We start from the raw sequence: 12,383 nt of genomic DNA, 5'->3' as shown, positions 1-12,383 counted from the left end.
CGGCTGCCATCCCTTCCAACCACAACCGGGAGCCACCAACTTCTAAAATTTGATGAGGTGAAAGTATGTCCCACCCCACCTTGAAATCGGTTGCGCTTCCAGCCAATCAACCAATGTCTCCGTTTGCATCCTCGCGTCCACTTGTTCCTGGAAGACAAGCGATCGCTCTCATTTCTGAACATGGCGATCCAGCCGCTGAGATTGGCAAAGAAGAGGCAGGGGGGCAGAATGTTTATGTGCGTCAAGTGGGTGAAGCCCTGGCAAAGCTTGGGTGGCAGGTGGATATGTTCACCCGTAAGACCCATCCTGATGAGGCGGCGATCGTTGAACATTCGCCCCATTGCCGCACCATTCGCTTAATCGCTGGGCCAGAAACGTTTGTGCCCCGCGACGAGCTGTATCAATACATGCCGCAGTTTGTCCAGGCTTTTCTTAAATTTCAGAGTCAAGATGGCTCCAACTACCCTCTGATTCATACCAATTATTGGATGTCAGGCTGGGTTGGGTTACAAATCAAAGCGTTAAGCAACATTCAGCTTGTTCATACCTATCATTCTCTAGGTGCCATTAAATATCGAGCGATCGCCAAACGCCCACCGATCGCCCCAACCCGACTGGCTGTAGAGCAGCAAATTTTGGAGCAAGCGGATTGCGTTGTCGCAACAAGCCCGCAGGAACAAGAGCATCTGCGATCGCTCGTCTCAACCAAGGGCAACCTCGAAATTATTCCCTGTGGCACCGATATCGAAAATTTTCGCGTCATGCCCAAAGCAGAAGCCAAAGCAATACTTGGATTGAAGCCGAATGTGCCAGTTGTGCTGTACGTAGGACGGTTTGATCCACGCAAGGGAATTGAAACGCTGGTACGAGCGTGCGCTCAAATTAAAACGAGCCAGGTTGACTCTACATCTGATCCTGCCGACTTCCGGTTAGTCATTGTAGGCGGCAGCGACCCCGATCAAGCGGACGGTCAAGAACGGCAACGCATTGAACAGCTTGTGCAAGCGCTAGACTTGGGCAAGCAAACCGTTTTCGCTGGTCGGATCGGGCACGATCGCCTGCCACTGTACTACACGGCGGCTGATGTTTGTGTTATTCCCAGCCACTACGAGCCATTTGGCTTAGTTGCGATTGAAGCGATGGCGTGCGGCACCCCCGTCGTTGCCTCTGCTGTAGGTGGATTGAAGTTTACGGTCGTCCCTGAAGAAACTGGGTTACTGGCACCACCCCAGGATGTTAATGCCTTCGCTAATGCTATTAACCGCATTCTGGCTGATGAGCTATGGGCTAGAAAACTGAGACGACAGGCATCGGTGAGAGTGCAACAAAACTTTAGCTGGATGGGTGTAGCCGCACAGCTCAGCGACTTATATCGGTATTTGTTAGCGCAATCCCTGAGCCAGGAATCGTTGTGGGGCGATCGCCCATCCCGCTCACGAGAGGCAATCACCCTGATTGAGCCACATCGGCAACCAGTTACAGCGAAGGGCTTTACCAGGGTTTCCTGAGAAGGCTGGGGGCGGGTTATTCCTGCAAAATTGTACTGAGGGTGGCCGTAACGATAGCGGCAAGCAAAGAGTGAGAACTCCTTACTCTCGCCCTGGGACAACTCAGAGAATCAGGGTGAACAGCCCTAGTCAGTGGTGGATGTCAGGGTTTATAAAATCAGATAATGTGAGAAATATCTAACTGATATTTTGCTCCGCTTAGCACCGCTCATCGCCGAACATTCGGTTCTTGGTGGCTAGATACTGAGCGCTCTTCTAGCAATCGCCCTTCCAAAACAGGGTTAAACCTTAAATACAATTCGTAGGGGCGATCGGGTAGCTAGACTCATTCAAGGCTTGTTGTTCATAATGCAAGCGGCTCAACTGTTTTGAAGACCATGACGGATCTTATTTAACCATGCCAGAGACGATTGAACTGGACGGTAAAACGTTTGCTCCGGCAGAGCAACTTCCAATACCAGAGTGGCCCTGTGTTAACGCAGAACGTCCTCTACCGACGCTTACCCTCAAAGACGACGACCTGTTTTTTATTGCTGATACGCTCGGCAATATTTCTTGTTCCGATGGAGATACGGCAGCCAGCTTGGGTCTATTTTGCCGGGATACCCGATTCTTGAGCCGACTGGAATTACAACTCGAAGGGCGATCGCCTGTCTTGCTAAGCAGTGATGCTCGTAGAGGATTTGTCCTGTCCGTTTTGTGTACCAATCCTCGTATTGACCATATTGCTGCGGATACGATCGGCATTGAACGAGAGATTGTCATCAACGGCGGTCTGTTTGAAGAGCTGACCATTACCAATTACAGCACCAGCCCGATCCGCTTTGAAATGACGCTTAGTTTCGATGCTGACTTTATCGATCTGTTTGAAGTCAGGGGAGCTAAGCGATCGCGACGAGGTAAGCTGCTTCGCCCACTGCCGAACAAGCAGACCGAAGCTACCGGAGAAACAGAGACGGAAGGTTCAGAAGGAGCCACGGTCTTAGAAGCACCAGAAGTGGACACCTTATCCGCCCCAACTGAGCTACTCATGGCCTATTTAGGGGTGGACAATGTGTTGATGGAATCCCACATCCAATTTCTGCATCAATTGCCTGACTTTTTGAAGGGCCATACCGCCATTTGGCAGATAGAGTTGGGTTCTCACGAGACGCAGCGTGTTGGATATCGGTTGCAGCCGTTGAGCAATAACCGTCCTGCCTCTACCGTCAGCGCTCCAACCACATTGATGCAGGCGAAAGCAGCGGAACTGATGGAGGAGCAGGCATGGCAATCAACCGCCACCAAGATTCGCACAGACAACAAAGCCATCAACGAAGTACTTGAGCGAGCCGAGCAGGATGTTTACTTGCTGCGCCAAACGTTCGGCAAAGATAAAGCTCTTTCTGCCGGGGTACCGTGGTTTTCAGCTTTGTTTGGGCGCGACTCTATCATTGCAGCAGCGCAAACGCTGATTTTAGACCCATCGATTGCCCGTCAAACGCTGATCATCCTGGCTCACTATCAGGGCAAAACCTACGATGAATGGCGCGAGGAGGAACCAGGCAAAATCTTACACGAACTGCGCTTGGGTGAAATGGCACGTTGCCAGGAGGTACCGCATACCCCCTATTACGGCACCATTGATGCCACGCCGCTGTGGTTAATGCTCTATGCCGAATATTATGCCTGGACGCACGACTACGAAACCTTGGAAAAGCTGTGGGACAATGCTCTGGCTGCGATGGAGTGGGTCGATCGCAACTGCCAGCAGACCGGATATCTCAGCTACTATCGCCTCTCCAGTGGCGGGTTAGCGAATCAGGGGTGGAAGGATTCCGACGACTGCATTGTTGATCGCTTTGGCAAATTAGCAACTGGCTCGATCGCTTTGTGTGAAGTCCAAGCCTATGTCTATGCTGCCAAGGTGCGGCTCAGCGAAATCGCCCGTATGAAGAAGCGTCTCGACTTAGCCGATCGGTGGCAAGAAGAAGCTAGAGAGTTGAAACTTCGCTTCAACCGAGACTTTTGGCTCCCAGAGCAAGACTATTGTGCTCTGGCGCTTGATGGAGACGGAAAGCAAGTAGACGGCATTTCCTCTAACCCTGGACACTGTTTACAGTTAGGAATTCTCTCGCCCGAAAAAGCTCAAAGTGTTGCCGAGCGATTACATGCACCCGATATGTTTAACGGTTGGGGCATTCGAACCCTGAGCAGCCTTTCTCCGGCTTACAACCCCATGGGCTACCATACGGGTTCGGTGTGGCCCCACGACAACGGCTTGATTGTGCTGGGATTGCGATCGATCGGTTTGGTTGAACAAGCGCTAGAAGTAGCACAAGGGTTGATTGACATGACCTTACAGCAACCTTATCAGCGCCCACCAGAGCTATTTTGTGGCTACGAGCGCAACAGTGAAGGCAAACCCATTCAATATCCAGTGGCGTGTTCTCCCCAGGCATGGGCAACAGGAACCATTTTCCAGCTTTTGCGGATGATGATTAATCTTGTACCCGATGCGCCCAACAACCACTTGCGGGTGATTGATCCAGCCTTACCAGAGTCAATCAACCGTCTCTCGATTCAAAACTTGAGAGTAGGCACAACCCTACTGGATTTAGAATTCGTGCGAGGTCAGTCCACTGAGGGTAACTTCAGCAGCCCTGCTTCATGTCAGGTTGTCAGAAAGCGAGGCAACCTGAGAGTGGTCATTGAAGCCTAGTTGAAGCAACAGTCCCCGAACCAGCAGTGAAACGGCGCGTGGTTCGGGGTTGTTCGTTTATTCATCTACGATCTGGGTAGCCTCGGCTTTAGCCTGGTCGTTGGCAGCCTGAATAGCCAACAATAATTCCTCTTCTTGCAGTTCAAATTCTGCTTCCGACATTTCACCCATATCAAACGAGAGCTGTAATGCTAACAGCCGCTTGCCCAGGTTTTCGGTTTCGTCAAGCTCTGTATCGGCTTGCTCCATAATTTTTTCACCAATCCAGGCAATTCCAGAAAGCGGCGCAGTCAATGGGGCGATGAGAAGATCTAAAAACATGATCGTCAGCTCCGATGGGGCAGTTGGGAAATAAGAGTAACAACTAAGGTTGAGAAATCGTTTGAATTAAACATACTCCCAAAGGAAAAAAAGGGAGGGCAGCAACTATATATTGATCAGCTAAATTTGGCTGAAGCAGCCATCAGTTTAGTTGAGCAAAGTTGAATGGAGCCGTGAAGTTGTTGTAGCGAATTCGGAGACGATTATTGAACTGTTGATCGAGCGCTTCAACGCGATCGCCAAACTCAGATTCGGCCTCCCACGGAATTAAATACGCTGCGTTGTAAATCATGGCGCTGGTCAGCAAATCATTTTCTACCACGTCAATAGCTAGCGGATTTAACGCCTGCTGAAACGTCGTCACAATCTCTTGTTTCCGGACTGTCAAACCTTGCTCGATCGCCTGACCAATTTGCACAATTTGATCCATACTCAACGATTTCCCTTCAAGGCGATCGCGCTCGTGCCGTAGCGCTGCGTCTTCAGCCATCAGCGATTCCAGCTCGGCATCCGGCTCCCACACAACCTTAACACCCACTTCTCGTCGGCCTTCTAGCTTGCCAAACAACTGCTGCAACCGCTCACCCTGGGGAACAATCAACAGTTGCTCAACGGATTGCCAATCATCAATAATCAATCCAAACTGTAGAGGCAACAAGGTGCGATAACCTTGCTGCATTGCCTGTTCCAAGACTCGCTCATGCCCCAACAAGTTACGGCGGCTCGCTAAGTACCTTTCTTGCTGAGCCTCAGAGAACAGGAAGACAAATTCATTCGTTTGATGAGTATGTACCGATTGCTGATCCAGTCCTTGCAAATCAAGATTTTGAGGGCCAGGAGCTGGAAAGATTCCGTATAGATAAAGACCGCATCCCATTGCTATTTCTCAGACGATTAAGTGGAGTAATTGAACCTGAATGATGGTTAAAGGCTGGCCTGATTCGAGCTACCTGTTACAGGTCAATCATGACAATCGACAGCCAATTAAATAGGTTTTGATGTTAAAACGAGTTGCAGCTTAGCGTGAACTAAATTAAGTTGAGCCAAACCCAGATCTAGCTCTCCCTGTAATACCACTCCGGTATTTAGGAGGCGATCGAGCAATTCTAAAATCGACGGGTTAGCAGATGTTTCGCCAGGATAGTATCCTCCTGTTTGGGGAAATAGCGAACCCAGATCGCCCAGGTCAATGTTGAGGTCTGCTGGATCGATCTCAAACACATCACATAGATGTACAACCTGCTCTTCCAGTTTTCTCAAGCTATCGGAAGCACGCTCCAGATCGTTATCACCCAGGTCTCCAGTTTCCATGCGGCGGATGACCTGAGCTTCCATTAACTGCCGAATTAACTCAACAACGGTTAGCAGAAGTGGGGCTAATCCTGCTTCCATTTTCTTGGCCGGAAGAGGCTCAGGCTGAAGAGCGCTATCAGGAAAGATTTGAATAGAGGGATCGAGGGGCATGGTTGGGCTAAAGGCTTGATGCGCCTTAGTTTGTTCGTTTAGAACTCAATGAAGAGAAACGATGACTGGTGGTAGAGGCAAGCGATACACCACGCTACAAAGCGTCGATCGCCAACTGGTAATCAACCGTTGCCAGTATCGTTTGGAGTCAAGAGTATGGATTAGCTTGGCTCACGCTCACAGAGTGCCCAGGTTACGCTCTTGCCAAACACGAGAGCGCCATTGCCGCTGAGATTCTTGGGTTAGCAGGTGCTGGTAGCCTGCGGCCATGCGTGCGCGATCGGCAGGAAGGGAAAGCGATCGCCCTCTAGCGCCGCTAGAGCGAAAACTCGGAATAGTTTTACAGGTGGCGATCTGCTTCATTGTTTTGATGGTGATCATGGTTCATCCTTCAGCGAGGTAGAGGTTAAAGCGTCTGAAGTGTAGAGCAACACCGGGTTGGACTTTAGAGCCGAATTTCAATGCGTCGCTGCACTCGTTTGTTATCCCTGAGCGCTTCGGAGCGATCGCAGCTCATTTTCTAAACTCTCAACTCGGGCTTGAAGCTGATGGTTAGAATCCGTCAGTTGCCGAGCCTGGCTGCTGAGATAGGGGTCGCTCTCCCACCAATTGATACCAATTTCCCTGGCCTTATCTACAGAAGACACCAGTAACCGAATGCGAATACTGAGTAGCTCTGTTGATCCAACCGACACCGAGATATCCCCTGCAATCACAATGCCTTTATCAAGCACCCGCTCAAGCACATCGGCCAATGTAGAGCCCTGGGTTGAGGTCGTGATAGTGCGGTTAGTGTTGTTGGCAGGATAGGTTTGGGGAGCAATCGTCATAATGATTCAACCTGCTGAAGTGGGCTACTGTGAACCTGATAAACAGAAGGCTGCTCTACACTATTTTGAGCCGTCAATAACCCCTTTTCAGTTAAAGCATGGAGCGCATTGACAGCTTGAAAGCGGCTAATTCCTAAGGCAGATTCAATTTCAGAAGGTCGAGCATTTTGCGCCTGCTGCAAGTAGTTATACACCTCCTGCTCATGGGGTACCTGTTCAGCAGCAACCGTCATAGCAGGTTCAGGCTCAAGGTCAAAGTCAATGGCTGCTAGCGTATGGCTATCCACTTCCAAATCAGACGGTTTGTCAGCGCTGATATCGTTGCAAATCAAATCGTTGAACAACTCCCACAGCATCTGAGTCGCTTTGTTCATTGGGACGCTGGCACGAGAGAGCAGTATGTCCTGGCAAACATCCCGAAATTCGGAGTTTTCTGGCATGACCAGGATTTCGTGTTCGTGGCAGATTTTTGCCAACATCAAGCACGATCGCAGCCCTGACGCATTATCAGTATTGGTTCGGTGTCGAAACTCTGCGACTAAGCGCACGATAATTAGAGCACTTTCTCGGTCGATCTCTGTTTTTTGAACAACAATTTCTTGCTGAGTCAGTTCATCCGGCTCAGGCATATGAATGGTGATGAGCCGATCGAGCAACGCATCCTGGGTGCTGTGTACTCCACAATATTCCTCTGGATTAGAGGTAAAAATCGCCCGAAAGTTTGGGTTAACCCGGACATACTCAGTGCGGTTGTTGCTGGGTGGCAACACCAGCAATTTTTCCTCTAGTGCCGACAGCAAAACGTTGTTTACTTCGGGACGCGAGCGATTAAATTCGTCGTACACCAGGGTAAACCCTTCTCGACAGGCCAGGGTTAGCCGAGAATCGACCCAATTTTGCCGGAGTTCATCCTCAACCTTGACAACACTATGAATATAGTTATCGACAACCTTCTTGCGGGTATAGCCCGACTGATTGCCGATCAAGTCCGAGGTTTTGAATTCATCGTCCCCAAACAGCAACATCATGGGGCGGCTGAGCAGATCGGCAAGGTGAAGTGCCAGGGTCGTTTTACCCGTTCCAGCAGGACCTCGTAGATGGATGGAATAGCCAGATTGCAGATAACGTAAGGCTCTAGCTGCTACTCGATCAACGGATGGAGTGCTAACAAAGCGCCGGGGGCGGGCATGGAAAACAGTAGTCACATCGCTTCCTCTTGAACTAAATAAACGCGATCGCGCTGAGTAATCAGTCCTTTTTTGATCAGGGCACGCAGGGCATCTACCACTTGAAATCGATTAATCTTCAATGAAGTTTCAATTTCTGTGAGCCGTGCCCCTTGAATTTGATGAATGTAGTTATAAATAGATTCTTCTAGAGGTTCCGTGGCCGTAGCAGTCGGCTTCGTTGCAGGGGTTGCCTTGACAACGGCCTGGGTTGGTTCAACCAATTCAACTAAAGCAACAGGTTGTTCTCGGCCTTTTGCCACGGGCACAGTGGGTAGAGACTGAAGCGTTGCTGCCAACGATGGTGCTGCGGCAGTTAGACCCGTCGTCGGAGAATCTCCCCAAACCGCTTGACGCAAACTGGCGCAGTATTGGCGAAGCTCATCTCGAAAGATCGATAACTGTTGGAACAGAGCATTGACTTCTGCGGTACGGCGATCGCGATCGTGCTGAAGAGTCTGCTGTAACTGCTGTGCCCGGTCTTGTCGCATCAGTTCCAGTTCAGCCAGGTAGGTTTCCACCTCTGAACGCAATGTCTCTACATAGCGGGTCAGTTCTTGAAAGAGCAGAGAATGTCGCTGCACTCGCTGCTCATGGCTGGTTTGCAACAGAGTTTGAACATAATGTTGAATCTGCTGCACGTTTGCCTGTAAGTCTTGCCGCAGCACTGCAACAGATTGGTGCAGATCAGTATGAAAGTGATTCAATTCTTGGGTGAGCTGTTGCGACATCAGCACACGGTTCGCTGCAACTAGATTCAAGAACTGCGCGGTTTGCGCCTGAAGCTGTTGGGAAAAATCTTGTAATTGCCGAGTGACCTCTTGCGCTTGCGCCTGTCGCTGTTGGCTAATGTGAACCAAAAGATTGCGCGTGTTTTCTTGTAGCTCTAGCTGAAATAGGCTGAGGTCATCACGAAGTTGAATGGCTTTGGTGTGGCGATCGCGTTGGAATGCAGCTAGAGTTTCACAGACTTGCTGATGGCGCTGAGCCGCTTCTTGCTGCCGTTGCTGCTGTTGCTCTCGCCATGCATCTTTAAGAGACATCATGGAAACCTCCTCCTGCGAGGTCAGGGATACCAGGTAGATGAACTAGTTGGGGAGCTTGCAGGCTCCCCAATTCTTCGAAAACTATGCAGAGGGGACAGCAGCTTGAGAGGTTAGACCAACCGCTTCGGCATACTTCAAATAGGTTTCAACTGAAGCGATAACAATACGAGCTTCTACAGCAAGCAGTTCAATACCAACGAGAGAAACACGAACCCAAGCGTCAACCACGATTCCTTTGTCGAGGATGCGATCGACCACTTCAGCCAAGCTAGAGGAAGAGTTTACTTTTTCAACAGCCATGATTAATTACCTAACTAACTACTTTGATGCAAATTTAACGTGCCAATCGTTCTTTTTAGGGACAAACAGAAGATTGGGTTCTCTCGTACAATTTAAGTACTTAATCCTGTTAGGAATGACAGCGAAATTGCTGAACTTCAACTAATTAAAATAATTGACCTACGGTGAAGTACTGAATATGCCTAACAGTCGCCCAAGAATCTGCTGATTGACATCACTCCATCCCCCGGCTCGTCGTATACGACGACACTAAGTAAGTTTGCGAACAAACCCTAAAAATGGAGCTATTCAAATCCTGCCCGGTTTATATAAATCACTAACTTTAATTACAAAACGAAACAATCAATACATAAAATCAAACATTTTTGTGTATTGAGCAAAACCCACAACTGGCCTGGCAAACTGGCTACTGGCGATCACTCTTATTTTTTGACAGACAAACACTTCTGAAATGCAGGTTTTCATCTGCACTCCAGAAGTGTTATGGCAGGTACGCCAAACGTAGAGCAGTTTAAATGCTGCTACAACGGCACTTTTCTGCCTGAGTCATACAAGTTAAAGTAAGGTTATTTTTGAATGCTTTGATTGCCGTATAGCCACGGAATACCAACCATTTCGCAAGAGTACCTGATGACAACTGGTTATTCTTGAACTCGTCGCTCAAACTCTTCGCGGGTTGATTCAACCAGAGCCGAAGCCTGTTGATACACATCCTTATGTTCTTGGTTTAACCAGTTTAACAAACGAGAAAGTTGTGCATTTCGTAGCTCTAGATCGGTTTGAAATATAGCCGCTGTCGCCATATGTTTTGCATATTGCTCTGGATGGCCTTGAGCAATGAAACTGGCTGTTAATAGCGTGAGTGCCTGCTGACGAACGACATCAGAAGATTGACCGGAAAGCATAAATTTATCGCCTTGAATAGAGATGAAGAAAGGATACGTTTGAGCCGATGCCTGAGAAGGGTGTAATATTCTGCATTAGCCTCAAACCTCTTCCGTCTGAGAGGATGTTTTAGAAGTATCAAATATGCTGCATTCGCCCCCTAAATCCCCCAACCTTGTGGGACTTCCGAGTCGATTCTGTTTCACCCCCCACCCCTCGAATTAGGGCGGTTCGAGTGGCAATCAGTACGTTTAAACCATCCTCTACGATGGACATCACTAGCGTTGCTTTTGGGCTGCCAGTAGCTGATGTGCAGACGCGAAGTTTTCAGTCGTAATTTGGATGCTGCTGGGATCGGTGAACCCTTGAGCGCGATAATGGCGAATTGCTTCCAGGGCAGCTTGATTGCTCAAGAGGGCTAAATCAGCACCGTTCCAGCCATCTGTTTCGCTTGCCCACTGGGTTAAGTCAACCTGTGACAGGGGGCGATCGTGGTTATGAACCTGCAAGATTGCCAGACGACTTTGCAAATCAGGCAAATCAATTTTGAGCTGGAGGTCTAAGCGGCCAGCTCTTAGCAGTGCCGGGTCAAGCGCTTCAGGGCGATTTGTTGCTCCAACGAGCAAAACGTTGGCACAGCCTTGCAGCCCATCCAGCTCGGTCAGCAGTTGCCCGACGACGCGATCGCTCACACCAGAGTCACCCTGAAAACTGCCCCGTGCCGGAGCCAGGGTGTCAATCTCGTCAACAAACACAACACAGGGCGCGGCCTGCCGTGCTTTGGTAAATAGTTCTCGAACGGCCTGCTCTGCCGCACCCACCCAGCGATTCAGCAACTCAGGGCCATTAACCGCAATGAAGTTGGCTCTAGCTTGAGAAGCGATCGCCTTTGCCAGTAGCGTTTTCCCGGTACCCGGTGGCCCCCAAAGTAAGATGCCGCGTGGTGCTTTCGCTCCGGTCTGTTGATAAAGTTCAGGATAAAGCAACGCGCCTTCAACCGATTCTTGTAAGGTTTGCTTAGCTGTTTCTAATCCTCCGATTTGCTCCCATGTCACATCGGGTGATTCAACCTCAACGGAGCGCAAAACGGAGGGCTTGACCTCTCGAATGGCTTGCAGAAAATCAACCTGGGTTAAGGTCATGGTCTCTGGAATGGGATGATCCAGGGAGGGTACCTGACGACGCAGAGCCGTATAAGCCGCTTTCTGGCAAACCGCCTTTAAATCAGCACCTACTAACCCAACAGAGAGATCTGCGATCGCCCCCAAATCCACCGACTCATCTAGCGGCATTGTACGGGTGAGGATTTTCAAAATCTCCAACCGTCCGTCGCGATCGGGAACTCGAAACTGCACTTCGCGATCGAAACGACCGGGGCGACGCAATGCCGGATCGATGTGATCGGGACGATTAGTAGCCGCCAGAACAATCACGCCGTTGGTTTTAGCAAACCCATCCATTAAACCTAAAAGCTGCGCGACTAAGCGCTTTTCAACTTCGCCTTCTACTTTGCTGCGATCGGGCGCGAGACTATCAATTTCGTCAATAAACACCAGGCAGGGGGTAGAGCGGCTGGCTTTTTCAAAAATGCTGCGTAATTTACCTTCCGCTTCGCCGTAGTACTTGCCCATTACCTCAGGGCCCACGATCGCAATGTAGTTTACACCTAACTCTTCAGCTAAAACTCGTGCAGTCAAGGTTTTGCCGGTGCCTGGAGGGCCAACCAGCAGAACACCGCGCGTTGGCTCCAACCCCAGTTTGGCTAGCAGTTCTGGACGTTTTAGCGGCAGTTCGACCAGCTCTCTTAATTCCCGAAGAATGTCGGCCAGGCCGCCAATGTCCTTTAAAGATGCTGTGTGGGCATCGGCTGGGGGCGGCGTTACAATCACCGGGTCTGGAGACGCATCAGGGTTAGGCCGGACACGCCCCGTACCCATGCCACCCGTTGGAATGTTGCCCTGGCGCGGAATGCTGCTTAAGCTGCGGGAGTTAAATTGAATGTCGGTTTTAATCTCTCCTTTTTCCGCCTTTTCTTCTAGCGCTTTTGCAAGTTCTAAGAGCTGTTCAAATCCTTTGAAGAAATCGCTCATGCCACCGTCCCT

12 protein-coding genes are annotated in these 12,383 nt (G+C 49.9%); 2 read left to right on the top strand and 10 right to left on the bottom strand.

Translation table 11 applies throughout. The features are described from left to right. Positions 1 to 65: 65 nt before the first annotated feature. Together IQ268_RS04475 and IQ268_RS04470 are read left to right on the top strand one after the other, a co-directional pair. Entirely contained in the window at positions 66 to 1,508 is a 1,443-nt protein-coding gene (locus IQ268_RS04475) for a glycosyltransferase family 1 protein (RefSeq protein ID WP_193875979.1), read from the top strand. 397 nt (positions 1,509 to 1,905) lie between these two features. Then, on the top strand, positions 1,906 to 4,209 hold the full coding sequence (locus IQ268_RS04470; RefSeq protein ID WP_193875978.1) for an amylo-alpha-1,6-glucosidase: 2,304 nt from the start codon (positions 1,906 to 1,908) through the stop codon (positions 4,207 to 4,209). A 57-nt stretch (positions 4,210 to 4,266) separates the two neighbouring features. Here the strand turns inward: IQ268_RS04470 and IQ268_RS04465 are convergent, their stop codons facing one another. The 10 genes from IQ268_RS04465 to IQ268_RS04420 form a co-directional block, all read right to left on the bottom strand. Then, a complete protein-coding gene (locus IQ268_RS04465) occupies positions 4,267 to 4,530 on the bottom strand; it encodes a gas vesicle protein GvpG (RefSeq protein WP_193875976.1) in 264 nt (87 codons plus the stop codon). Positions 4,531 to 4,672: 142 nt separating this feature from the next. Then, the gene (locus IQ268_RS04460) at positions 4,673 to 5,407 is read right to left on the bottom strand and encodes a GvpL/GvpF family gas vesicle protein (RefSeq protein ID WP_193875974.1); all 735 of its coding nucleotides are present in this window, start codon (positions 5,405 to 5,407) and stop codon (positions 4,673 to 4,675) included. A gap of 107 nt (positions 5,408 to 5,514) precedes the next feature. Continuing rightward, on the bottom strand, positions 5,515 to 5,922 hold the full coding sequence (locus IQ268_RS04455; RefSeq protein WP_370584644.1) for a gas vesicle protein K: 408 nt from the start codon (positions 5,920 to 5,922) through the stop codon (positions 5,515 to 5,517). 249 nt (positions 5,923 to 6,171) lie between these two features. Beyond that, positions 6,172 to 6,375 carry a hypothetical protein gene (locus IQ268_RS04450; RefSeq protein WP_193875970.1) on the bottom strand — a complete coding sequence of 68 codons (204 nt, stop codon included), beginning with the start codon at positions 6,373 to 6,375 and terminating at the stop codon, positions 6,172 to 6,174. A 101-nt stretch (positions 6,376 to 6,476) separates the two neighbouring features. Beyond that, entirely contained in the window at positions 6,477 to 6,824 is a 348-nt protein-coding gene (locus tag IQ268_RS04445) for a gas vesicle protein (RefSeq protein ID WP_193875968.1), read from the bottom strand. Continuing rightward, complete coding sequence (gene gvpN / locus IQ268_RS04440; RefSeq protein ID WP_193875966.1) at positions 6,821 to 8,029, bottom strand: gas vesicle protein GvpN; 1,209 nt, start codon at positions 8,027 to 8,029, stop codon at positions 6,821 to 6,823. Before gvpN ends, IQ268_RS04445 begins: the two co-directional genes overlap by 4 nt. After that, a complete protein-coding gene (locus IQ268_RS04435; RefSeq protein WP_193875964.1) occupies positions 8,026 to 9,096 on the bottom strand; it encodes a hypothetical protein in 1,071 nt (356 codons plus the stop codon). Before IQ268_RS04435 ends, gvpN begins: the two co-directional genes overlap by 4 nt. An 81-nt stretch (positions 9,097 to 9,177) precedes the next feature. Then, positions 9,178 to 9,396: a gas vesicle structural protein GvpA gene (gene gvpA / locus IQ268_RS04430; RefSeq protein ID WP_193875962.1), complete on the bottom strand. Its 219-nt coding sequence runs from the start codon at positions 9,394 to 9,396 to the stop codon at positions 9,178 to 9,180. 641 nt (positions 9,397 to 10,037) lie between these two features. Then, complete coding sequence (locus tag IQ268_RS04425; protein ID WP_193875960.1) at positions 10,038 to 10,301, bottom strand: hypothetical protein; 264 nt, start codon at positions 10,299 to 10,301, stop codon at positions 10,038 to 10,040. Positions 10,302 to 10,559: 258 nt separating this feature from the next. Next, positions 10,560 to 12,371: an AAA family ATPase gene (locus IQ268_RS04420; RefSeq protein ID WP_193875958.1), complete on the bottom strand. Its 1,812-nt coding sequence runs from the start codon at positions 12,369 to 12,371 to the stop codon at positions 10,560 to 10,562. Positions 12,372 to 12,383 lie beyond the last annotated feature (12 nt).

Origin of the sequence: Oculatella sp. LEGE 06141 (genome assembly GCF_015207605.1) — a bacterium.
Classification (GTDB): Bacteria; Cyanobacteriota; Cyanobacteriia; order Elainellales; family Elainellaceae; genus Oculatella.
This window is presented reverse-complemented; position numbering and strand designations above follow the sequence as displayed.